Origin of the sequence: Janthinobacterium sp. SUN137 (assembly GCF_030587265.1) — a bacterium.
GTDB classification, from domain to species: domain Bacteria; phylum Pseudomonadota; class Gammaproteobacteria; order Burkholderiales; family Burkholderiaceae_D; genus Janthinobacterium; species Janthinobacterium kumbetense.
In genome coordinates, this window is record NZ_JAPWHZ010000001.1 from 943,313 (window position 1) to 965,868 (window position 22,556).

The window sequence follows — 22,556 nt, forward strand, 5'->3', positions numbered from 1 at the left end:
TGTGAAAGCATGTTATTGACATACGTTGCGTATGTCAATGCAAAAATACCTGCCGGCGTCAGTGCGCAGCCGTTCCCGCGAACTCCGCGCGCAGCAGCGGATACAGGCGCTGGTAGCGCGCCAGGCGGTCGTCCAGCACGGCGGACGCTTGCGGCGCCACCGTTTCCTGCACGGGCGGACGCGTGCACACCTGCGCGGGCGGCAAGCCCGTCACCGCCATCTGCGCCAGTCGCGCCGCGCCCATGGTGCCGCCGGCCACGCCGTGGTCGTGGCGCAGCACGTCCAGGCCGGACGCATTCGCGCACAGCTGGGCCCAGAAGCGGCTGCGCGAACCGCCGCCCACGAATGACGCTTCCTGCAGCTGCGTACCGGCGCTGCGCAGGGCCGCGTTGCCGTCGGCCATGGCAAAGGCCACGCCTTCCATCGCGCTGTAGGCCAGCTCGGCGCGCCCGTGTTCCGTCGACAGGCCGAAGAACACGCCACGCGCGGAGGCGTCGTTGTGCGGCGTGCGTTCGCCGCTCAAATACGGCAGGAAGATGGGCGCCGTGCGCGCCTCGACGTTTTCCGCCAGCCTTGCCAGTTCGCCGATGTCGCCCGACTGCGTCAGCCGCGCCACCCAGCTGAGGCTGGAGGCGGCGCTGAGGATCACGCTCATCTGGTGCCAGCGCTCGGGCAGGCAATGGCAGAACGCATGCACGCCCTGGTCCGGATTCGGCGCGAAACCGTCGCTGCCGGCGAACAGCACGCCGGACGTGCCCAGCGACAGCAGGCCGGCGCCCGGCTCCACCACGCCCAGGCCCACGGCGGCGGCCGCGTTGTCGCCCGCGCCGCCGGCCAGCAGCACCGTGTGCGCGATGCCCCATTCCTGGCACAGCGAGGATCGCACCTGCGCGGCGGCGGCGCTGCCTTCGACGAGGCGCGGCATGTGCTCGCGCGACAAACCCGTGGCGGCCAGCATGCGCTCGGACCAGTCGCGCCTGGCCACGTCCAGCCACAGGGTGCCGGAAGCGTCGGACATGTCGGACACATACTCGCCCGTCAGGCGCAGGGCCACGTAATCCTTCGGCAGCAAGACCTTGGCCGTGGCGCGGAACAGCGACGGTTCGTACTTTTGCAGCCACAGCAGCTTAGGTGCCGTGAAGCCGGGCATCGCCTGGTTGCCCGTGATCGCGCGCGACTCGGGCACCAATGCTTCCAGTTCCACGCATTCGGCAAAGGCGCGCGTATCGTTCCACAGGATGGCCGCGCGCAGCACGTGCTGCTGCTTGTCGAGCAGGGTGGCGCCATGCATCTGGCCCGACAGGGCGATGCCGCGCAGGCCGGAAAACGCCACCGGCTGCGCAGTGCGGATGGCGGCGATGACGTCCAGGGTGGCATGCCACCAATCCTCGGGATTCTGTTCCGACCAGCCGGGATGGGGACTGGAGACGCGCAGGGTCACGCCGGCGCTGGCAAGGATAGCCTGGGCGTCATCGGTGAGGATGGCCTTGACTTCGGAAGTGCCGATATCGATACCGAGATAAGTCATTTGATTCCAAAAGAAAGTTAAGAATGGCCGTCGCCGGACGGCTCGGGCATGTTCATCAGCAGGCAGGAGCGGAATTTCGACGGCGACATCTGCTTGTGCGCCAAAAACTGGCGGTTGAAATTGGAAAGGTTGTTGAATCCCGTGCGATAGCAGATATCGGTGACCTTCATGTCCGTGTTCATCAGCAGCTCGCAGGCCAGCGCGATGCGCTCCTGGTTCACGTATTGAATGAATGAGGTGCCCGTATGCTTGCGGAAGAAACGCGTGAATTTCAGGGTGTTCATCTCCGCCACGTCGGCCACGTCCTGCTCGCAGAAATCGAGCGTGATGTTCTGCTTGATATAGGCCAGCACCAGGTTGATCGTCGACGACATGTAGCGCCCCGCCTGCGCCAGGTAGGTGACGCTGGCCAGCGGGCGCCGCTCGCGGCAGTCGCACAGCTCGCCGAACAGGCGCGTAAACAGTTCGACGCGGCGCAAGCCCTGCGCCGTCGTCAATTCCTTCATCAGCGGCACCAGGCGCAGGCCCAGCGCATCGGGAAACTGCAAGCCCCTGCCCGCCTCGCCCAGCAGGGCTTTCAGGGGCGCCATTTCCGGAAACAGCAGCGCGCAACGTTCGATGAAGTCGCTGGAAAACTGCAGCACCAGGTCGCGCTCGGGCAGGACCACGCCTTCCGGCAATTCGCTGACCCAGTTATGGGGCAGGTTCGGCCCTGTCAGGATCAGATTGCCCGCCCCGTAACTGCCGATATGGTCGCCGATAAAGAATTTTCCGCTCGATGTAATGATGAAGTGCAGCTCGTACTCGGGATGAAAATGCCATTTCGCCACGGTGTGCGGAAAGCCGTGCGCCCACGCGCGAAACGATTCGTGGATCGGTTTGTGGATCAGTTCCAGGTCAGGCGTCACGGCAGTTCCCTTGCGCAGTCTCGGTGCCAGCTATTCTAACCACTTACTGACCACTGAGCGCCACGGCCAGCCCGCTGTCGGCGTCGAACAGATGCACGTGCTCTTCATCGAAGGCCAGCGCCAGGGTCTGCCCTACCTGCGCCGCGCTGTTGGCCGCATTCGCCGGCAGCAGGGCCGCCAAGGTCAAGGCGCCGCACTGAAAACTGATCAGCGCTTCCGCGCCCAGCAGCTCGACCAGGTCGACCACGCACGCCAGGCCATGCGTGCCGGCCGGTGCCAGCGTTTGTGCCTGCGCTTGCGCCGCCCGCAAATGGTTCGGGCGCAGGCCGAAGACCACGCGCGAACCCGCCGCCAGCGCGGCGAAGCGGGGCGATACCAGCGGCCAGCGGTAGCCGGCGCACACCAGCACCGTTTGTCCGCCCTCTTTTTCGACGACGCCATCGATGAAGTTCATGGCCGGCGTGCCGATGAAGCCAGCCGCGAACAGGGTGCGCGGATGGTTGTACAGTTCCGCCGGCGTGCCGATCTGCTCGATATGCCCGCCCTTCATCAGCACCACCCGGTCGGCCAGGGTCATGGCTTCGAGCTGGTCGTGCGTGACGTACAACGTGGTGGTGCGCAGGCGGCGGTGCAAGCGCTTGATGTCGGCGCGCAGCTGCGCGCGCAGCTTGGCGTCCAGATTCGACAGCGGTTCGTCGAACAGGAACACCTGCGGCGTCTTGATCATGGCGCGCGCAATCGCCGTGCGCTGCTGCTGGCCGCCCGACATGGCGCGTGGCTTGCGATCGAGCAGGCTGTCCAGGCTGAGGATGGCCGCCACCTCGCGCACCCGGCGCTCGATCTCGTCGTTCGGCACCTTCAGGCGGCGCAGGCCGAAAGCGATATTGTCGTACACCGTCATGTGCGGATACAGCGCGTAGTTCTGGAATACCATCGCCACGTTGCGCGCGCGGGGCGGCAAGTCGTTAACGACGGCGCCGCCGATCAGCAGCTCGCCGCCGCTGATGTCTTCCAGGCCCGCGATCATGCGCAGCAAGGTCGACTTGCCGCAGCCCGATGGCCCCAGCAGGACGATGAATTCGCCGTCATCGATTTCCAGGTCGAACGGCTGCAGCACGGCCGTCTTCTCGTCATACGTCTTGTGCAGCTGCCTGCAGGCGATATTTGCCATGATCAGTCTCCCGCCAGTTCGATCTGGATCTTGACGTCGCGCGGATGACCCTTGGCCGCTTCCTCGAACGCCTGCACGCCGTCGGCAAAGCCGAAGGTGCGCGAAATGAAAGGCTTCACATCGATCTTGCCGGAGGCCAGCAAGGCGATGGCGCGCGGGAAGATATTCGCGTAGCGGAAGACTGATTCGATGCGCACTTCCTTGGCCTGGATGGCGACGACATCCAAAGGCACCTTATCCGGCGGCATGCCGACCAGCACCAGGCAACCGTTCGGGCACAGCAAGTCGACGATGTTGTCGTAGGCGCGCATGCTGCCGCTGGCCTCGAAGACGATGTCGGCGCCCCAGCCATCGGTAGCCTTGCGCACCGTGTCGGCCAGGCTGGCCTGGCGCACGTCGACCGTGGTCACGGCGGGGTTATCGGCGAACAGGGCCAGCTTTTCCGGCACCAGGTCGGCCAGGATCACGCGCGAGCAGCCGCCCGCCAGCGCGGCCAGGGTGTTCATGGCGCCGATGGTGCCGGCGCCGACCACCACGGCCACGTCACCCGGCCTGATGGCCGCCTTTTTCGCCGCCTGCAAGCCGATGGCCAGCGGTTCGACGATGGCGCCTTCGCCGAAGCTGACGCTGTCGGGCAGCTTGAAGGTGAACGAGGCCGGATGCACGACATACGGCGTGAGGCAGCCGTGGATGGGCGGCGTAGCCCAAAAGCGCACGGCGGGATCGAGGTTGTACAGGCCGCGCATGGTGGCCGGCGAATCGAACTGCGGCACGCCCGGCTCCATGCAGACCCGGTCGCCCACCTTCAGGTGCGTGACTTCCGCGCCCACTTCGTCCACCACGCCGGAGGCCTCGTGGCCGAGCACCATCGGCGCTTCGACGGCGAAGGGGCCGATCCTGCCGTGCTTGAAGTAATGCACGTCGCTGCCGCAGATGCCCACGGTATGAATCCTTATTTTCACGTCGCGCGGGCCGACGGCGAGCGGCACGTCGATGTCGCGCAAGGTGATTGAATGCGCCTGTTCCAGTACGAGTGCTTGCATGATTGTCTTCCTTGTTTATCGTTATTTATGTTTGAGCATGGAGTTGAGCAACCGGCCCAGAATGCCAACGAACAGCAGCGGCGGCAGCGCCAGCAGCACGGTGGAGGCGTTCACCACGCCCCACGGCACTTCCTGCCCCATCGAGGTAAACGCCGACGCCACCACGGGCAGGGTCATGCTTTTCGACGAGGTGAGCGCCAGCGCGATCATCAGTTCATTCCAGACCAGCACGAAGCTGAAGACGATGCCGCCCATCAGGGTCTTCGAGGCCACCGGCAGGGCCACGTGCCAGAACACCTGGTACGGGCCGTAGCCATCGAGCGCGGCCGCTTCCTCGATCTCTTTCGGGATGCGCGCAAAGGCGGGAATAGACAGCCAGATGATGGTCGACAGGGTCACCAGCAGATACGTCACCACCATCGACAGGCGCGAGTCGTACAAGCCCAGATCGATCCAGATCGAGATCAGCGGAATGGCGACGGCCACGGGCGGCAAGAAGCGCAAGGACAGCAGGAAGAACTGGATATCCTTCTTGGCGGGAACCGGATAGCGGGCGATCGCATACGCGGCCGGCACGCCCAGCACGGCGCCCAGGAGCACGGCCACGCCGACGATGGCCACGCTGTTGCCCAATCCCGTCAGCACTTCCGGACTGGCCAGCACCTGCTTGTAGTTGGCCAGCGTCGGGCTGAAGAAAAAGCGCGGCACGGGCGTGACGATGTCCATCAGCTCCTTGAAGGAATTGAGCACGGCCCACAGGATGGGAAACAGCGCCACCAGAACGATCGCCGTGGTGATGGCAGTGGTGGTGACGGCGCCAAGGCCGCGCGTAACAGTCAGTTTTCCCATTTGGCGACCCGCTTCCAGAGTAAGGTGAAGATGACGGTGGTGGCCAGCATCATCAGCACGGCCATGCTGGACGCGTACGACACCTTGCCCATCAGGCCGATGCCTTGCGCGTACGCGTACATGTCCAGCGTTTCGGTGGAGATGCCGGGGCCGCCCTTGGTCATCACGTAAATCAGGTCGAACGAGCGCAGCGACTCGACCATCTTGATGAACACCAGGCTCATGATGGGTACCTTCAGCATCGGCAGCGCAATGTACGCATACACCTGGAGCGTGCTGGCGTAGTCGAGGCGCGCCGCTTCCAGCGGTTCGGCTGGCAGGGTTTCCAGCAGCTTCAGGATGACGGCGCCGAAGAACAGGCCCCACTGCCAGATATCGACCAGCGCCACCGCGTACAGGGCCGTGGCAGGGTCGGACAGCAAGGCCGTGCCGCCCAGGCCCACGCATTCCAGCAGCCAGTTCAAAATGCCCATCAGCGGCGAATACATGAACTTCCAGATGAAGGCGGCCGACACGCGCGGCAGCAGCACCGGCACGATCAGGAGCAGCGCGAGAAGATCGCGGGTGCGGCCCTTGACCCTTTCGAACAGGAACACGGCCAGCAGCACGCCGACGATCAGCGAGCCGGCCACGGTGACCACTTCCCAGATGGCCGACACCTGCACGGCGTTGACGAAGCGGCGGTCGCCGAACAGGCGGAGAAAATTGGCAAAGCCGACGTAGTCGCTGTCGCTGTAGCGCAGCACGCGGTTTTGCAGGGCCAGGTTGATGGCGGCGATGGTGGGCACCAGGCCCAGTATCAGCAGGGTCAGCAGCGGCAGCGTCAGGAAGACGGCCGGCAGCCAGGTGTGGCGTTTTTTACGAATGGAATGCGGCATGGTCATGGCTTTCAAACGAGAACGGACAAGCAAACAGGCTGCGTCACGACACCTGACAAAACCGTAGCGAGCGGAAGGTAGAGGTGGCCGAGAAGCGGAACTGTGCTTTATGCACAGTGAGCATCGCAGGCCGCCTATACCGACGCGCAGCAGGTTTGGTCAGATGTCTCTATTTGCGCTTGCTGGCCCGTTGCATCACTTCCGCCGCATACTCATTCGCTTCATCGAGCGCGCTCTGCACGTCGCCGCGCGTGCCCGTAAACACCTCCTCCAGCACCACGCCCAGGTTGTCGCCGATGTCCGGCCACTCGGGGCTTGGCCAGATGGTGACGCGCGAGACGGGCGTGGTATCCGTCAGGCCCGCCTGGATCTGCGGCTTGACGTGCTTGCGGAAATAGTCGCTGTTGATGGTGCTGGTGCGGTTGTAGTCGCTGAAGACGTTGTCCTTCAGGCGCGCCTGTTCCTGCTCCTTGCCCGTGGCGAAAGCGATGAACTTGCCGGCCGCCTGGCGCGTGCATTCATCTTTGGCGCCCGTGGCGGAAATGGCCAGACCATGGCCGTACGCGGCCGACGCCAGCGGCGCGGGCGGGCGCACGTAGCCGACCTTGTCGACCACCGACGATTTTTTCGGGTCTTCCATCCAGTCGGCAAAGGGCGTCGACTCGATCATGAAGGCCACCTTGCCCGACCTGAATGCTTCGAGCGCATTGCTCCAGTCGTAGGTGGCGCCGCCCGGCGGCGAATACTTGAACAGATCGCGGTACAGGGTGGTCGCTTTCACGGCCTGCGGCGAATTGAAGGTCGGCACGCCATCCTTCTCCCACTTGCCGCCGGCGGCCAGCATGAACGGCGACCAGCGCCAGACATTCATGCCCGAGCCGCGCTGGCCCCGCGCCGCCCAGCCGTAGACATTCGGCGGGCTGTTCATTTTCTTCACGGCGGCGACCAGTTCGTCGAGCGTCTTCGGCACGGCAATGCCGGCCTTTTCCAGCAGGTCGCGGCGGTAGAACAGGAAGTCGCTGCCGCCGATCAGGGGCGCGAAATACGCCACGCCCTTGTACGAGGCGACGGCGCGGCGGCCCGGCAGGAAGTCGTCGTAGTCGGCTTCCTTGGGCAGGTATTTGAGCAGGGGGACGACCCAGCCGGCCGTGGCAAATTCGGCCACGTTGGCTTCGTCGATGTAGTAGATCTGGTAGGAGCCGGCCTTGGTGGAAGCATCGAGCCTGGCCTTGGAGCGGCGGTCGTTTTCGCCGAAATAGCTGATTTGTACCTTGGTGCCGCTTTTCTTTTCATACTCGGCGAGGGTCTTTTCCATCACCGTCAGGCCCAGGCTTTTTTGCGCCAGCACCTTGATCACGGGCACCGAGCAGCTTTGCGCCGAGGCGTCTGCAAACCCGGCGGACATGAGGGCGCCCCATGCAACAGCAGTCATGATTTTCATAACACGTCTCCATTTTTATAGTCCGGCGGTTTTCCACCGGTGAAACCACTATAAAAACAAAGACGGCGCACCACCACTACAAAAGGCGCGGCTTTCTAAATACTTTTTTTCACTTCACCGATACGGATTTTCCATCTCAGTCCTGGCGAAAATCCTTGCGGTAGATATTCGTCTCCCTGCCCTCCGGCGGCAGGCGCGAGAAACGTTCGAAGCGCAACCCCAGCTTGTTGAGCAGATTGATCGACGCCTGGTTCTGCTGCGAAGTGATGCCGTACAGGGTACGCAGGCGCAGTACCTGCTGCGCGTGCCGCACGATGGCGGCCGCCGCCTCGTAGGCAAAGCCCTGGCCCCAGTAGGCGGGACGCACGGCATAGCCGATATCGGGGCCGGGCAGGCTGTCGCGCCGCACCAGGCCAGCCATGCCCACAGGCGCGCCATCGCTGCGGCGCTCGACGATGTACAGGGAATAGCCCTGCTCGCGGAACTGCGCCATCGGCCCCGTTTCCAGGGCCGCGCGGGCCGCCTCCACGGTGTGGAGATTACGCTGGCCGATATTGGCGATCCACGACGGGTCGTTGACCAGCTCCAGGTAGAAGGCCGCGTCGTCCGGCGTCACCGTGCGCAGGCGCAGACGCGGCGTCTCGCAGATGGTGATGGCGCCGCTCATGCCGGCCACTGCATCGGGTCGCTCAGCAGCTGGTACATCACGTAGGCGTCCACATAGCCCAGTTGCGCGTGGCGGTAGGCCAGCGGCAGGGTAGCGACCACCGTGAAGCCCAGTTTTTTCCACAGGGTGACGGCGGCCAGGTTGGTGCTGACGACGAAGTTGAACTGCATCGCCAGGTAGCCCGCGCGGCGCGCTTCTTCCATGCAGTGCACGCCCAGCAGGCGGCCTACGCCCACGCCCTGCGCAGCCGGATCGACCATGAACGAGGCATTGGCCACGTGCGAGCCATGGCCCGGCTGGTTCGCCACCAGCTTGTACATGCCCAGCAGCCGCTCCGTACCCATCACGGCGACGAAGCTTTGCACGCCAGGGCCGAACCAGTAGGCGTGGCACGCTTCGCGCGTGGTATCGGCGGGGAAGGTATAGGTGTCGCCGGCCGCCACCAGCGTCTGGAAGATCGGCCACATGGCGTCAAAATCGGCTTCGGTGGCCGGGCGGATGTCAATTTCTTTCAAGGCAGTGCTCCCGATAACAAGTGATGGCTGATTGTATCAGCGCCCCAGGCGGAAATTCACGCTATCGGGCCGCCCCGGCAGGTGCAGGCGCGATTGCGCGCGGGGCGATTCGCTGACGATTTTCCCGCGGCGCAGCACCAGGCGCCGCGCCGCGCGCAGGCGCAGCGCTTCCACCGTCGAACTGCAATCGAGGATCAGCAAGTCTGCATGGCAGCCGGGCGCGATGCCGTAGCCGTCCAGGCCCAGGATGCGCGCCGGCGTCTCCGTCACGGCCAGGAAGCAGTCGTGCATCGCTTGCTGGCCCGTCATCTGCGCCACGTGCAGTCCCATGTGCGCCACTTCCAGCATGTCGCCCGAACCGAGGCTGTACCACGGGTCCATCACGCAGTCGTGGCCAAAGGCGACGGGAATGCCGGCGGCCAGCATCTCGGGCACGCGCGTCATGCCGCGCCGCTTCGGATACGTATCGTGGCGCGCCTGCAAGGTGATGTTGATGAGGGGGTTGGCGATGGCCGCCACGCCCGCCTCGCGGATCAGCGGCAGCAGTTTGCTCACATAGTAATTGTCCATCGAATGCATGGACGTCAGGTGCGAACCCGTCACCCGGCCCTGCATGCCAAGGCGCTGGCTGTGGAAGGCCAGGGTTTCGATGTGGCGCGACAGCGGGTCGTCCGACTCGTCGCAATGCATGTCCACCATCAGGCCCCGTTCGCAGGCGAATTCGCACAGCCGGCGCACGGATTCCGCGCCGTCGGCCATGGTGCGTTCGAAATGCGGGATGCCGCCCACCACGTCGACGCCCATGGCGATGGCGCGCTTCAGATTGTCGAAGGCGCCGGGGCTGCGCAGGATGCCATCCTGCGGGAAGGCCACCAGCTGCAAATCCAGATACGGCGCCACCTGGCGTTTCACGTCGAGCAGCGCTTCGACGGCCAGCAGGCGCGAGTCGCAGATATCCACGTGCGAGCGGATGGCCAGCAAGCCGCGCGCCACGGCCCAGTCGCAATACTGCAAGGCGCGGTCCACCAGCGCCTGCTGCGTCAATTGCGGCTTCAATTCGCCCCACAGGGCGATGCCTTCGAGCAAAGTACCGGAGGCGTTCACGCGCGGCAGGCCATAGCTGAGCGTGGCATCCATGTGGAAGTGGGCGTCGACAAACGGTGGCGTGACCAGGTCGCCGGCGGCGTCGATCTCTTGCGCGCCCGTCACGGGCAAGGCGGGGCCGACGGCGGCGATGTGGCCACCCTCGATGGCGATATCGATGGCGCGGCGCCCGTCGGGCAGGCTGGCATTGCGGATGACTAGGTCCATGCGGACACTCCTTCGGTTGACTGCGGTACCTGGTGCTTCCAGTGCATTGTCATCTTATTTCCTCAAGGATGCTGCCAGGCGCATGAATACAGCCAGCCCGTGGCAAACATGCGGCACACGCCCTTGAGAAAATAGCTTTCAACTAACTCGAATCACCGCTAGAATATTCATATTGCGTTGCATCATAAAAAGTCCATGATCAGCTTTTAGCGCGCTACCCACTTTACAAAACGCGGCCAACTCTGGTTTTCGGGATTTTGCAGAGCGTTTTGCCAGCATTTTAATCCGTACAAAGGAGTAAATATGTTTCCGCTTCCTGAACAATTTTCCAGCGCCGCCAAGTCGCAACTGGAAAACCAGCTGCAAATCTTCAGCACCCTCACCAGCAAAGTCTTTGAAAGCGCCGAGAAAATCATCGCCCTGAACTTGAACGCAGGCAAGGCCGCCCTGTCGCATACGGCGGAAACGGCGCAGCACCTGCTGGAAACGCAGGACCCGCGCGACTTCTTCAGCTATAGCACCAGCCAGGCCCAGCCGAACATCGAAAGCGTGCTGGCCTACAGCCGCCAGCTGTTCGGCATCGCCTCGAGCACCCAGGCTGAATTGCTGGCCTCGGCCAAGGCCCGCCTCGATGCGGTCGCCCCTGCCATCGCTCCAGCGCCTGCCGCAGCCAAGCCAACGCTGGCCGCCGTACCTGCGCCTGCGCCTGCAGCGGCACCTGCCCCCGTTGCCGCCAAGCCTGCCGACGTGGTCAAGCCTGCCGCCAAGGCAGCGCCAGCCCCCGCACCAGTCGCCGCGCCGGCAGCCAAACCGGAAGCGGCGCCTGCCAAGGTTGCCGAAAAGATTGCCGACAAGCCTGCCGTGAAAGCGGTCGAAGCCAAGCCGGCAGCCAAGCCTGAAGCGGCCAAGCCCGCACCGGCGCCCGTCGCCGCGCCAGCGAAAGCCGCCGCGCCAGCACCGGCCAAGCCGGCCGCGAAACCATTTCCTACGAGCAAATCGGCCAGCGCCGCCGGCAAGACCGTGGCCAAGGCCGCCGTGAAGCACACCCCTGCGCCAGCCGCCAAGCCGGCAGCCAAGGTTGCGCCCAAGGGCACGCCATCGAAACAGCTCGACATGCTGGGCGGCAAAGGCAGCGGTCGCAAGTAAGCCTCGCGCACGGCACTGATGCAGCAAAACAACGGGCTACGGCCCGTTTTTTGCGTGCCCGCCCACAGCGCGCTTTTCCGCCTTGTTGTATCCTACGCGTACTTTCCGTCCGCGTGCCCGTCCTTCCGCCCCGCGACACCCCATTATTCAAAACAAAAGGTAACCATGAGTTTATCGAGGCTCATCGCCGGCTTCGTGCGTCAGCATTGGCCGGCGTATGCCGCCGCTGCCGTCATGCTGACAGGCGTGGCAACACTGACCGTCTGGATCCCGCGCCGCGTGGGCGCCATCATCGACGCCCTGGCCGCACACCGCATGACGGCGGCCGAACTGTGGCTTGAGCTGCTGACCCTGCTCGCCGTCGGCGTCGTCATCTACTTCCTGCGCGTGGGCTGGCGCATCACCCTGTTCAAGGCCGCCTACCAGCTGGGCGTGATGCTGCGCACGCGCTTCTACACGCGCATGTCGCAGCAGGGCGCGTCGTTCTACCAGAACCAGCGCACGGGCGACCTGATGGCGCTGGCGACCAACGACATCGACGCCATCGAAATGGCCGCCGGCGAAGCCATGCTGGCCGGCTTCGATGGCACCTTGACCCTGCTGATGGTGCTGGGCATCATGCTGCTGGGCGTGGACTGGCGCCTGGCCTGCATCGCCTTGCTGCCCTTCCCGCTGATGGGACTGGCCTTCTGGCGCATTTCCAGCCATATCCACACGGCGTCGACGGATTCGCTGAAGCGCTTTTCGGCGCTGAACGACCATGTGCAGGAATCGCTGTCGGGCGTGCGCACCCTGCGCGCGCTGGGCCTGGAAGAGCGCAGCAGCAAGCAGTTTTCCACCCTGGCCGGCCACGCGGCGAACGCCAGCCTGACGGCGCAGCGCTGGGAAGCGGCGTATGAACCGGCCGTCGGCCTGACATTGACGGCCGCCACGGCGCTGACCCTGGGCCTGGGCGGCTACCTCGTGTGGCAAGACCAGCTGACCATCGGCGCGCTGACGAGCTTTTCCATGTACCTGGGCCAGCTGATCTGGCCCATGTTTGCCGCCGGCTGGGTACTCTCGCTGATCGAACGGGGCCGCGCCGCCTGGCAGCGCCTGCAGCCGATGCTGGACGCGCCGCTGGCTATCGACGACCATGGCAGCATCGCCACACTCACGCCCGGCCTCCTGCAATTGCAGGACATCGGCTTTGCGTACGCAGGCCAGACGGCGCCCGCGCTGTCCGGCATCTCGCTGCGCCTGCAGCCGGGCCAGACCCTGGGTCTGGTGGGCCCCACGGGCAGCGGCAAGTCGACCCTGCTGCGGGTGCTGCTGCGCCAGGTCACGCCGCAATCGGGCACGGCCACGTGGAATGGCCAGCCGCTGGACGCTTATACCTTACACGCGCTGCGCGCTGCCATCAGCTGGGTGCCGCAGGAATCGTTCCTGTTTTCCGCCACCATCGCCGACAATATCGCCCTGGCCCGTCCCGGCGCCACGCGCGAGGAAGTGGAACGGGCGGCGCAGCTGGCCGACATCCATGCAGACATTTTGCAATTCCCCGACGGCTACCAGACCCACGTGGGCGAAAAAGGCATCACCCTGTCGGGCGGCCAGCGCCAGCGCGTGGCGATTGCCCGGGCTCTCCTGGCCGACAACGGCTTGCTGCTGCTCGACGATGCGCTGTCCGCCGTCGACACGGGCACGGAAACGCGCATCCTGCAGCACCTGGAAGAATTGCGCGCGCGCCGCCCCGAGCGCAGCGCCATCATCGCCAGCCACCGCCTGAGCGCCGTCGTCAACGCCGACCTGATTTTGGTGCTGCGCGACGGCCACGTGACGGAAACGGGCAACCACGACGCGCTGATGCAGCGCGACGGCTGGTACGCCAGCCAGTGGCGCTATCAACAACTGGAGGCCAGCCTCGATGCCATCTAAGAACGACCACGCCACCACCGCCACGCAATCCGTGCGCCGCCAGGCCGCGCAAGCCATCGGCCTGCTGCGCCGCGCCGCCGCGCCCGACCTGCGCCACCTGTACTGGGCCACGTTCTGGCTGATCCTCGCCGCCGCCCTGGAAGTGACGGGGCCGATCCTGGGCAAGGCCCTGATCGACCAGCATCTGCTGCCGCGCAATCTGGACTGGACGCGCATGTCCCTGCTGCTGGGCGGCTGCCTGTTGACGGGCTGGGTCGCTTCCGGCCTGCGCTACCTGCAGCTGGTGCGCCTGTCCGGCCTGGCCATGCGCTCGGTGCAGCGCCTGCGCGAAACCGTGTACCAGCACGTGCTGCGCTTGCCGATGAGTTTTTTCGACCGCGCCATCACGGGCCAGCTGGTCAGCCGCGTCACCAACGATACGGAGGCCGTGAAATCGCTGTACGTGCAAGTGCTGTTCGTCATCCTCGACAGCTCCATCGTGCTGGTCGGCACCATGGCCGCCATGGCCTTCCTCGACTGGCGGCTGATGCTGATCGTGCTGGCCCTGCTGCCGGCCGTGCTGGTCATCGTCTTCCTGTACCAGCGCTGGAGCGCGCCGGCCGTCACGCGCGCGCGCGCCCTGCGCAGCGAAATCAACGGCCAGATCGCCGAATCGATCGGCGGCATGAGCGTGCTGCAGGCGAATAACGCGGAAAAGCGCTTCGGCGCGCGCTTCACGGGCATCAACCAGGACCATTACACGGCGCGCATGCAGGAATTGCGCGCCAATGCCTGGCTGCTGCGCCCCGCGCTCGACATGCTCAACATCGTGCTGCTGGCCGTCATCATCTTCAGCTTCGGCCGGCGCGAGATGGGCGCCGTCGAAGTGGGCGTGCTGTACGCATTCATCAGCTACATCGCGCGCGTGATCGAACCCTTGATCCAGATCACCATGCAGTTCAGTCAATTGCAGCAATCTGTGGTGGCGACGGCGCGCGTCTCGGCCCTGTTGGACGAAGCGCAGGCGCTCGAACACTCGCAGGGAAGGGAAACACCGGCCCTGCGGCAGGCGAAAGCGGGCGTCGACCTGCCCGCCGTGGACATTTCCCGCCTGACGTTCGCCTACGTGGAAAACCAGCCCGTGCTGCACGACCTGTCGCTGACCATCCCGCAAGGCGCCTTCTTCGGCATCGTCGGCCACACGGGCAGCGGCAAGTCGACCCTGCTCTCCTTGCTGCTGCGCTTCTACCCCGTCACACAGGGCAGCATCGCCATCAATGGCGTCGCCCTCGACAGCATCGACAACGAGCATTTCCGCGCCGACGTGGGCCTGGTGCCGCAAGACCCCTTCCTGCTGGCCGCCTCGGCGCGCGAAAACATCGACATGGGCCGCGGCTACACGCAGCAGCAGATCGAGACGGCCGCGCGCGCCGCGCATGCGCACGATTTCATCGCCGCGCTGGAACACGGCTACGACACGCCGCTGGGCGAAGGCGGCTCGCGCCTGTCGTCGGGGCAAAAGCAGCTGATCGCGATCGCCCGCGCGCTGGCCGGCCAGCCGCGCATTTTGCTGCTGGACGAAGCGACGTCGCGCATCGATAGCCAGACGGAGCAGATCGTGCAGCTGGCCCTCAACGAATTGCGCGGCAAGGTGACCATCATCGCCATCGCCCACCGCCTGTCGACCATCCGCGAAGCCGACCGGATCATCGTCCTGAATCACGGCCGCATCACGGAAGCGGGGCCGCACGACGCCCTGATGCAGATCGAAGGCGGCCTGTACCAGCGCCTGTACCTGCTGCAGCAACTGGCGCAGTAAGGCGGCCTTGTCAATGCCTGCCGTGTGCACTTTCGCAAATTTCTGCGCACCGCATGATATTTCTTGATTGCAACAGAATATAATCTGTTCAAGACAGGTGGTCATTGCGGGAGCGGGACGTTGGCAGGCAGACAGAGACGGGCATCATGGCGAAAGGCGCATTGGCTGCTGGTACTGGCCTGCCTGCTGCCGCCCGCCGTCCACGCCCAGGCCGGCAACCTGGAGCAGCAGATTGCCGCCGTGCGCGAAGATGGCCGCTTCGTTCCCGCGCGCGCCCTGCAGCGCCTGCAAGAGGTGGAAACGCAGGCGCGCAGCGCCCCCCTGCCCGTGCGCGCGGAATTCCTGACCCAGCTGAGCACCGTCCGCATGCGTCTGGGACAGAACGACCTCGCCATGCAGCTGGCCGAGGAGCTGATCGCCTACGCCCGCGCCAACAAGAACGATGTGGCGCTGGCGAAAGGCGTGCTCTGCAAGGCCTACATCACGTTTGCCCTGAACGAACGCCGCGCCTCGCACTTGCTGGCCTTCGAAGCGGAACGCATCGCCAACCGCACGGACGACTTGCCCGTGCGCGTGCAGGCGACCATCAGCGCGGGCCAGTCGTGGGCCGAGGAAGGCAATTTCCCGTTTGCGCTGGCCAAGCTGCAGGCGGCCGTCGACCTGGCGCGCCAGAGCAACTCCCCCACCAGCCTGGCCGCCGCCCTGAATGCCCTCACCCTGCTGTACACGCAGATGCGCGAATACGACAAGGGCTTCGCGGTGCTCGATGAATTGCTGGCCGTATCCGGCACCCTGGCGTCGCCGGGCCGCATGGCGCAGGCGAAGAATACGGAATACGGGCTGGCGCTCGACGCGCAGCAGCCGCAGCGGGGCCAGCGCGCCCTGCTGGCGGCCCTGGCGCTGGAACGCCAGCTGGACGCGCGCGGCATGGTGGCCGTTACCCTCGTCAACCTGTCGGACAGCTACCTGAAGGAAGGCGACTACGTGCGCGCGCTGCGCTATGCGAATGAAGCCATCACGGCGGGGCGCCTGGTCAACAATGAACAGGTGGAAGCGACGGCGCGCCTGAACATCGGCCAGGCGCTGATCGGCCAGGGACGCCTGCAGGAAGGCAAGCAAAGCGTGGCCACGGGCCTGGCCTACTACGAACGCACGGCCAACCAGCCGGACATGCAGGCCGTGCTGCTGGAATATGGCACGGCGCTGGAAAAGGCGGGCGACCTGCGCGGCGCCGTGACGGCCTACCACCGCGAGCGGGGCATCTCGAACCAGTTGTTCGAGAAACAACGGCAAAAAGCCGTATATGAGCTGCAAGAAAAGTATGAGGCGGAAAAGAAACAGCGCCAGATCGAGCTGCTGAGCCGCGAAAATCAGCTCAAGAGCACGGAAATCGACAACCGCCGCCTGCAGCAGCGCGTGTGGTGGCTGCTGGCGCTGGTACTGGCCATGGCGTCCGCCATCGTCGGCTTGCTGTACCGCAAGGTGCGCCATGCGAACGTGCAGCTGAAGGTGAAAAACCAGGAACTCAAACGCCAGAGTTCGCGCGACCCGCTGACGGCCCTGTACAACCGCCGCCATTTCCAGGAATTCATGCGCAGCCATGCTGGCAAGCCGCAGCCGGCCTACGGCGGCGCCGATGTCGTGGGCGCGCTGTTCCTGCTCGATGTCGACCATTTCAAGCATATCAACGACCGTTACGGCCATGCGGCGGGCGACCTGGTGCTGACGACGATCGCCGAAACCTTGCACGACGTGTTGCGCGAAACGGACATGATCGTGCGCTGGGGCGGCGAGGAATTCCTCGCCTTCCTGCCGGCTGTCGCGCGCGACGGGCTCGACGATATCGCGCGGCGCATCCTCAACGGCATGGCGGCGCAAAGCATCCACTACCAGGGGCAGGCCATCCAGGTGCACGTCTCCGTGGGCTTTGCGCCCTATCCGCTGGCACCGCTGGGACGCCCGCTCACGTGGGAACGCAGCGTCAACCTGATCGACATGGCGCTGTACCTGGCCAAGGCGCACGGGCGTAACCGGGCGTATGGCTTGCGCGGTTTTCAGCAGGTGGAAAGAACGACCCTGGAAGCGGTGGAGCAAGACCTGGAACGCGCGTGGCGCGACGGCTTTGTCGATTTGAGCGTGGTGCTGGGGGGAACGGACGGGGGCGATACTGCCGCTACAGGCACGGCGACGCGGGGCAGCCAGGCTGGCGCCAGCGATGGCGTGACCGCAGCCGCCGTCACCTGACGACCGCTGCGGGGAGCGGACCGGCGGTGGCCGGCCCTGGCGATGTTATCGCGATGATTACTTGTGCGCGGCGTCCTGCATCTTTTCGCCCGCTTTTTCCACTTTCTTGCCGACGGCGTCGGCCGCTTCGCTCATTTTCTTGTCGGCGTCAGCGGCGACCTGGTCCATCTTGGCACCCGTATCGGCAGCGGCCTGGCTCACGGCAGTGTCAGCCTTGGCAGCGGCGGCCTTGATGTCGGCTTCAGCCTTGGCAGCGGCCGCATCGATCTTCTGGCCAGCCTGTTCCGCAGGGCCTGCGGCGACATCGCTCTTCTTCTGGCAGGCAGCCAGTGCCACGACCATCATCCCGGCGGCGCACACGGTCATCCAATTTTTGCTTACTTTCATGATATTCCCTTTCATTGTTATCAAAAGACACAGATCAGTTCGCAATATACACCTGCCTAAAATTTTCTAGCGTGCGCTAACGCACATAAAAACACGCTTTTGTGGCGTAGTTGTAAGCAATGGTATCTTGATATTTTTTAGCCATGTTTTCCCTGCGCAGGATGGGGCGCCCGATAGCCATCCGTCAGAGTGTGCAGGAAGGCGATCACGTCGGCGATCTCCGCCGCGTTCAGGGCGGGCGCCTGGCCCGTCTGGCGGTCGAACGGCGCTTCCACGTTCACGTTCGCTTCCATTCCCGGCGGCATATCGTTGTATTTTCGCACCTTGCCGTTCTTATCCTTTGGATACCATTTTTGCGGCGCCGTGTCGCGCTGCACGTAAAAACGCAGCACCTGTTCCAGGCTGGTAAAGCTGCCGTTGTGGAAAAACACCTTGCGCAGGGCGACGTTGCGCAGGGACGGTGTCTTGAAGCTGCCGCAATATTCCTTGTGCTGCATCAAGTCGGTGCGGTCCGGGCCGCACAGTCCCAGGTCGAAGAACGCCGGGTCCGCATTGACGGGCAGCTTGCCGTTGCGCGGCACGCCGATATTGATCAAGCCGTAATCCGTAAATTGCGGGAAGGCGCCGCCGGCACTCACCTGGCTGATATGGCAGGACGCGCAATTGCCCTTGCGTTCATCGTTGAACAGGGCCAGGCCGCGCGCTTCCTGCGGGCTCAAAGCGACCTGCTTGCGCAGCACGGCGTCGTACTTGCTCGTGTAGGGATAGAAGTCGGCAGGGCTTTCCTGGAACACTTCCAGCGACATCAGCGCCCAGCGCAGCGCCTGGCCCGGCTGCTCGAAAATATCCGCGCCATACGTCTGGCGGAACTGCGCCGCCAGCGGGCCGGCCCGCAGCTTGGCGACGACGGCGGCCCCGTCGCGGTTGCCCATCTCGCGCGGCGACAGCAACGGCGCCAGCGCCTGCTCATGGCCGGACTGGGCACGGCCATCCCAGTTGCGCCCGCCCGTGGGGCCCGCGTCGACGCTGTCGTCGCCATCGTCGTCGTGATAGTGCTCGCTGAAGGCGGGCGCCGTCTGCAGGTAGCGCAGCGAGGGCGCCGCGCGCGTGCCCGCATCCTTCAATTCCGGGCCGCCCAGCTGCACCGCCAGCGCATTCGGCGGCCCATACGCGTGTTCAGGACTGTGGCAGCTGGCGCAGGCCAGCTTGCCCGACACGGACAGGCCGGGCTCGAAAAACATGGCACGGCCCATGGCCGTCATTGCCGCCACCGATGGCTGGAGCTTCAGGCTCGGCGCGTAGGCCGCGGCCAGGTAGGCAGGCGCGGGGGCGGCCTGGGCTTCCGGCGGCGGCGCGGGCTGGCAAGCGGACAGCATGCACATGGCAAGCAGCAGAGGGGGTATCGTTTTCATCATGGGCTGGCAGCGTAGCAACGGCATGTGACAGCTGCGTGACAAAACCCCGCAAAACGTCATGTATCAAGTTCGTACATTACGTCATGTAACAGGCGCTGACATGTCACGCAGCTGACATATTGCCTGCCTAGCATGCGACGTTTTCCACCCAGAAGGCATGAACATGAACTTGCACGCAAAACCCTCCCTGCGGCCCCTGCCGTTGTTACTGTCGCTGGGCCTGGCCGCCTGCGGCAGCGACTATGCGATCACGCCCGGCACCCAAGGCCAGGTGATCGGCAGCTACTATGAAAACGCCCAGGTGTGCCTGGAAAGCGCCACCGCCAAGCTGACGTGCGACAACGCTTCCGCCACCGTGCGCACGGCCGCCGACGGCAGCTACACGCTGGACGGCCAGGGCGCCGTGCTGGTGACCATCGGCACGGACGCCATCCGCCATGAAGCCATCGGCGACAGCGGCAGCAAGGTGACGCAAAAACTGCTGCTGCGCGCTCCCGCCGGCCACAGCGCGTTTGTGAGCGCCCTGTCGACGGAACTGGCGCAAGTCATGGATGGCAACGGCGGCGACTTTGCGGCCGCCAGCAGCAAGCTGGCCGCGCGCCTGGGCGTATCGGAAGCGGGCCTGGCGTCCGACTTCAACAAGGCCGCCGGCGACGAACTGACCAAGCTGAAGGCGGAAAACGCCAGCGTGACGGCCTTGATCGCCAGCGCCAGCGCGCAAGCGGTGCCCGCCGATGCGCTGGCAGCCCTGAACGGCGCCCTGGCGCTGAACAATATCCAGACCATCGTCGTCATCTACGCGGAAAACCGCGGCTTCGACAATCTGTACGGCCTGTTCCCGGGCGCGAACGGCGTGCCGGGCGTCAATCCCACGTCGACCTCCGCCTACGTGGCGCAGAAAGACTACGACGGCAGCACCCTGCCCGTGCTGCCGCCCACCTGGGGCGGCATGACGGCAGCCGGCCAGAGTACCGTCATCACCCAGGCGCAATCGGCCAACCTGCCGAACAAGCCGTTCCAGATCGACGACGCCGCCAGCCCCCTGTACCTGCCGCAATCGGTGATCACGCGCGACCTCGTGCACCGCTTCTACAACAACCAGATGCAGATCAACGGCGGCGCCAACGACAAGTTTACGGCCTATTCCGATGCGGGCGGTTTGAGCATGGGCTATTACGACGGCAGCAAGATGCAGCTGTGGGACATCGCCAGGCAATATGCGCTGGCCGACAACCTGTTCATCGGCGCCTTCGGCGGCTCCTTCCTCACGCACCAGTACCTGATCTGCGCCTGCGCGCCCACCTATCCGAACGCCGACACTTCGGTGGCCAAGGGTTCGATCGCCAAGATCGACGTCGATGCCAAGGGCAACTTCCTGCGCCTGACGCCGTCCGCCACGGCGCCGGGCACCGTCCTGAACGGCGCCCCTGCGTATGCCAATGACGGCGCGCTGACGCCGGCCGACAGCACGGGCATGTTCTATGCCGTCAACACCATGCAGCCGCCATTCCAGCCCAGCAGCAATGCGCCGGCGTCCGGCGACAGCAGCAAGCTGTATGCGGACACGGGCAAGGCCACCACCCTGCCGCAGCAGACGCAGACGAATATCGGTGATTTGCTTTCAGGCAAGAACATCGACTGGGCATGGTATGCGGGCGCCTGGAAAGACACGACGGCCCTGGCCACGGCCAGCGCGCGCGCCGGCAGCTTCCCGAATCCGCCGAACTTCCAGTTCCACCACCAGCCCTTCAATTACTTTGCGAATATGGACCCCGTGAAGGCGCCCGCCTACCGCGCCGCCCACCTGCGCGACTTCGACAGCCAGTTCCTCAGCGATGCCAGCGCCGGCAAGCTGCCGCCCGTGACCTTCTACAAGCCGCAGGGCAACCTGAACCAGCACGCAGGCTATGCCAGCGTGGCCGACGGCGACGCGCACATCGCCAGCGTCATCGCCCAACTGAAGAAAAGTCCGCAATGGAAGAATATGCTGGTCATCGTCACCTACGATGAAAACGGCGGCTTTTACGATCACGCGGCGCCGCCGAAGGGCGACCGCTGGGGTCCCGGCACGCGCGTGCCGGCCATCCTCGTCTCGCCGTATGTAAAAAAGGGATTAGTTGATCATACGCAATACGATTCGGCTTCCATCCTGCGCGCCATCACGCACCGTTTTGCGTTACCCGTGCTCGATGGCTTGAGCACGCGCGACAAGGCGCTGGTGGCCAACGGCGGCAAGCCGATGGGCGACTTCAGCGCGGCGCTGGCGCTGGTGCCGCAAGAGTAATCGCGCTCGCCGACAGGCGCGACGCCCGCACGGCCTGGCCGCGGCGGGCGTTTTTCATGCTGGGGTTATTGACCCGCTCCTGGGGCCGCATCGAGCAGCGAACGCTCGAGCAATTGCGACAACGCCGTGCGCAGCGTCTGCGTGCGCGCCGCCAGTTCCGGCCGTTTGTAGCGCTCGGCGGCGATCAGGCTGTTTTCCAGGCAAACCCGGTCCGAACGCGCCAGGCAGGCGTCGGCCAGGTCGAGCTGGGCGCTGGCCAGCGCCACTTTCACCTTGGCATCGAGTTCCAGTGTGTCGGGATCGTCGCCCCAGCGTTTCACGTAGGCGGCCAGGCGCGTGGCGGCCAGATCCGGCTTGCCCCCATCGAGGGCCTGGCTGACGCTGTCTTGCAGCGCCGTCCACGCCTGTGCCCGCTGCTGTTGCCTGTCGCAGGCGGCGGCGGACTTGGTGATGCTTGCCTGCAAACGTTTCAGGTGCGCGGCGGGCGCCTTGGCGCTTTTCAGCACGGCCAGCGCGCTGCGCGCCCCGTCCAGGTCGCACTGCGCCGCCAGCGCCGTGGCGGCCTCGACCTGTTCCGCCACGCTGGCTGGCTTGTCGGCGGGCTTGTTGAAGAACCAGATACCGGTCAATACCACTGCCGCCGCGATCCACGTGCGCAAGCGCACGGGCGGGCGAGGTGGCGGCACCGAACCCTTGACGGCCGGTTTCGCGGGCGGCGCCTTGGCCGGCGCGGCAGGCGCTGGCGGGATTGCCTGGGGAACGGGTGCGGGCTGCGGCGCGGGCTGCGGCATGGGAGCAGGCGCAGGCGTGGGAGGCGCGACGGGCACGGGCGGCGGCATGCGCGGCACCGGCGGCGGCGCCACGGCTTTCTCCAGGACAGGCGCTTGCGCTATCTGGCGCGCGCCGCAAAACGGGCAATGCGCCACGCGCAGCGGCAAGGTCCGGCCGCAAGCGGCGTTGATGCAAACGTCATTCACTGTTTCAAGCACATTCCAACCTTTTCCTGGAGTCATTCCACTGCGTTCTGCCGCAATATTACCTTACGCAAGCACGG

The 22,556-nt window shown here is 65.1% G+C and carries 17 protein-coding genes and 1 pseudogene; 5 read left to right on the plus strand and 13 right to left on the minus strand.

What is annotated here, in order from left to right; translation table 11 throughout:
* Positions 1 to 58 precede the first annotated feature (58 nt).
* From xylB to O3298_RS04405, 10 genes and pseudogenes are all read right to left on the minus strand, one after another.
* Positions 59 to 1,528 (minus strand): xylulokinase, encoded by a 1,470-nt coding sequence (xylB, locus tag O3298_RS04360; RefSeq protein ID WP_305058591.1) that lies wholly within the window; start codon positions 1,526 to 1,528, stop codon positions 59 to 61.
* A 17-nt stretch (positions 1,529 to 1,545) separates the two neighbouring features.
* Positions 1,546 to 2,436, minus strand: coding sequence for an AraC family transcriptional regulator (locus O3298_RS04365; RefSeq protein ID WP_077408099.1), 891 nt, complete (start codon positions 2,434 to 2,436; stop codon positions 1,546 to 1,548).
* Positions 2,437 to 2,491: 55 nt separating this feature from the next.
* Positions 2,492 to 3,607 (minus strand): annotated as a pseudogene (locus O3298_RS04370) (ABC transporter ATP-binding protein); the annotation flags it as partial.
* Between the two features lie 2 nt (positions 3,608 to 3,609).
* The gene (locus O3298_RS04375; protein WP_305058592.1) at positions 3,610 to 4,650 is read right to left on the minus strand and encodes an NAD(P)-dependent alcohol dehydrogenase; all 1,041 of its coding nucleotides are present in this window, start codon (positions 4,648 to 4,650) and stop codon (positions 3,610 to 3,612) included.
* A gap of 21 nt (positions 4,651 to 4,671) precedes the next feature.
* Positions 4,672 to 5,499, minus strand: coding sequence for a carbohydrate ABC transporter permease (locus O3298_RS04380; RefSeq protein WP_305055952.1), 828 nt, complete (start codon positions 5,497 to 5,499; stop codon positions 4,672 to 4,674).
* Positions 5,487 to 6,377 carry a carbohydrate ABC transporter permease gene (locus O3298_RS04385; RefSeq protein WP_369811508.1) on the minus strand — a complete coding sequence of 297 codons (891 nt, stop codon included), beginning with the start codon at positions 6,375 to 6,377 and terminating at the stop codon, positions 5,487 to 5,489. Before O3298_RS04385 ends, O3298_RS04380 begins: the two co-directional genes overlap by 13 nt.
* 169 nt (positions 6,378 to 6,546) lie before the next feature.
* A complete protein-coding gene (locus O3298_RS04390; protein WP_369811463.1) occupies positions 6,547 to 7,818 on the minus strand; it encodes a sugar ABC transporter substrate-binding protein in 1,272 nt (423 codons plus the stop codon).
* Between the two features lie 136 nt (positions 7,819 to 7,954).
* A complete protein-coding gene (locus tag O3298_RS04395) occupies positions 7,955 to 8,485 on the minus strand; it encodes a GNAT family N-acetyltransferase (RefSeq protein ID WP_305058594.1) in 531 nt (176 codons plus the stop codon).
* On the minus strand, positions 8,482 to 9,000 hold the full coding sequence (locus tag O3298_RS04400; RefSeq protein WP_099666740.1) for a GNAT family N-acetyltransferase: 519 nt from the start codon (positions 8,998 to 9,000) through the stop codon (positions 8,482 to 8,484). Before O3298_RS04400 ends, O3298_RS04395 begins: the two co-directional genes overlap by 4 nt.
* 36 nt (positions 9,001 to 9,036) lie before the next feature.
* The gene (locus O3298_RS04405; protein WP_305058595.1) at positions 9,037 to 10,311 is read right to left on the minus strand and encodes an amidohydrolase family protein; all 1,275 of its coding nucleotides are present in this window, start codon (positions 10,309 to 10,311) and stop codon (positions 9,037 to 9,039) included.
* Between the two features lie 303 nt (positions 10,312 to 10,614).
* Between O3298_RS04405 and O3298_RS04410 the strand changes: the two genes are divergently transcribed.
* The 4 genes from O3298_RS04410 (at position 10,615) to O3298_RS04425 (ending at position 17,416) form a co-directional block, all read left to right on the plus strand.
* The gene (locus O3298_RS04410) at positions 10,615 to 11,457 is read left to right on the plus strand and encodes a phasin family protein (protein WP_305055948.1); all 843 of its coding nucleotides are present in this window, start codon (positions 10,615 to 10,617) and stop codon (positions 11,455 to 11,457) included.
* Between the two features lie 165 nt (positions 11,458 to 11,622).
* Positions 11,623 to 13,374: an ABC transporter ATP-binding protein gene (locus tag O3298_RS04415; RefSeq protein ID WP_305058596.1), complete on the plus strand. Its 1,752-nt coding sequence runs from the start codon at positions 11,623 to 11,625 to the stop codon at positions 13,372 to 13,374.
* Positions 13,364 to 15,172 (plus strand): ABC transporter ATP-binding protein, encoded by a 1,809-nt coding sequence (locus tag O3298_RS04420; RefSeq protein WP_305058597.1) that lies wholly within the window; start codon positions 13,364 to 13,366, stop codon positions 15,170 to 15,172. The genes O3298_RS04415 and O3298_RS04420 overlap by 11 nt, the downstream gene beginning before the upstream one ends.
* Before the next feature lie 120 nt (positions 15,173 to 15,292).
* On the plus strand, positions 15,293 to 17,416 hold the full coding sequence (locus O3298_RS04425) for a GGDEF domain-containing protein (protein WP_305058598.1): 2,124 nt from the start codon (positions 15,293 to 15,295) through the stop codon (positions 17,414 to 17,416).
* Between the two features lie 57 nt (positions 17,417 to 17,473).
* Here the strand turns inward: O3298_RS04425 and O3298_RS04430 are convergent, their stop codons facing one another.
* Both O3298_RS04430 and O3298_RS04435 read right to left on the minus strand, forming a co-directional pair.
* Complete coding sequence (locus tag O3298_RS04430) at positions 17,474 to 17,803, minus strand: hypothetical protein (protein WP_289903778.1); 330 nt, start codon at positions 17,801 to 17,803, stop codon at positions 17,474 to 17,476.
* 137 nt (positions 17,804 to 17,940) lie between these two features.
* Complete coding sequence (locus tag O3298_RS04435; RefSeq protein ID WP_305058968.1) at positions 17,941 to 19,215, minus strand: cytochrome-c peroxidase; 1,275 nt, start codon at positions 19,213 to 19,215, stop codon at positions 17,941 to 17,943.
* A 166-nt stretch (positions 19,216 to 19,381) separates the two neighbouring features.
* Here O3298_RS04435 and acpA point away from each other — a divergent pair, with 166 nt between their 5' ends.
* Positions 19,382 to 21,502: an acid phosphatase gene (acpA, locus tag O3298_RS04440; RefSeq protein ID WP_305058599.1), complete on the plus strand. Its 2,121-nt coding sequence runs from the start codon at positions 19,382 to 19,384 to the stop codon at positions 21,500 to 21,502.
* A gap of 65 nt (positions 21,503 to 21,567) precedes the next feature.
* On the opposite strand, the gene O3298_RS04445 is transcribed toward acpA, so the two are convergent.
* Positions 21,568 to 22,491, minus strand: coding sequence for a hypothetical protein (locus tag O3298_RS04445; RefSeq protein ID WP_305058600.1), 924 nt, complete (start codon positions 22,489 to 22,491; stop codon positions 21,568 to 21,570).
* Positions 22,492 to 22,556: the final 65 nt, after the last annotated feature.

Coding starts and splice junctions, on each gene's coding strand:
- xylB (WP_305058591.1), bottom strand. CDS start 1,528: ATGACTTATCTCGGTATCGATATCGGCACTTCCGAAGTCAAGGCCATC.
- O3298_RS04375 (WP_305058592.1), bottom strand. CDS start 4,650: ATGCAAGCACTCGTACTGGAACAGGCGCATTCAATCACCTTGCGCGAC.
- O3298_RS04380 (WP_305055952.1), bottom strand. CDS start 5,499: ATGGGAAAACTGACTGTTACGCGCGGCCTTGGCGCCGTCACCACCACT.
- O3298_RS04385 (WP_369811508.1), bottom strand. CDS start 6,377: ATGCCGCATTCCATTCGTAAAAAACGCCACACCTGGCTGCCGGCCGTC.
- O3298_RS04390 (WP_369811463.1), bottom strand. CDS start 7,818: ATGAAAATCATGACTGCTGTTGCATGGGGCGCCCTCATGTCCGCCGGG.
- O3298_RS04395 (WP_305058594.1), bottom strand. CDS start 8,485: ATGAGCGGCGCCATCACCATCTGCGAGACGCCGCGTCTGCGCCTGCGC.
- O3298_RS04405 (WP_305058595.1), bottom strand. CDS start 10,311: ATGGACCTAGTCATCCGCAATGCCAGCCTGCCCGACGGGCGCCGCGCC.
- O3298_RS04410 (WP_305055948.1), top strand. CDS start 10,615: ATGTTTCCGCTTCCTGAACAATTTTCCAGCGCCGCCAAGTCGCAACTG.
- O3298_RS04415 (WP_305058596.1), top strand. CDS start 11,623: ATGAGTTTATCGAGGCTCATCGCCGGCTTCGTGCGTCAGCATTGGCCG.
- O3298_RS04420 (WP_305058597.1), top strand. CDS start 13,364: ATGCCATCTAAGAACGACCACGCCACCACCGCCACGCAATCCGTGCGC.
- O3298_RS04430 (WP_289903778.1), bottom strand. CDS start 17,803: ATGAAAGTAAGCAAAAATTGGATGACCGTGTGCGCCGCCGGGATGATG.
- O3298_RS04435 (WP_305058968.1), bottom strand. CDS start 19,215: ATGAAAACGATACCCCCTCTGCTGCTTGCCATGTGCATGCTGTCCGCT.
- acpA (WP_305058599.1), top strand. CDS start 19,382: ATGAACTTGCACGCAAAACCCTCCCTGCGGCCCCTGCCGTTGTTACTG.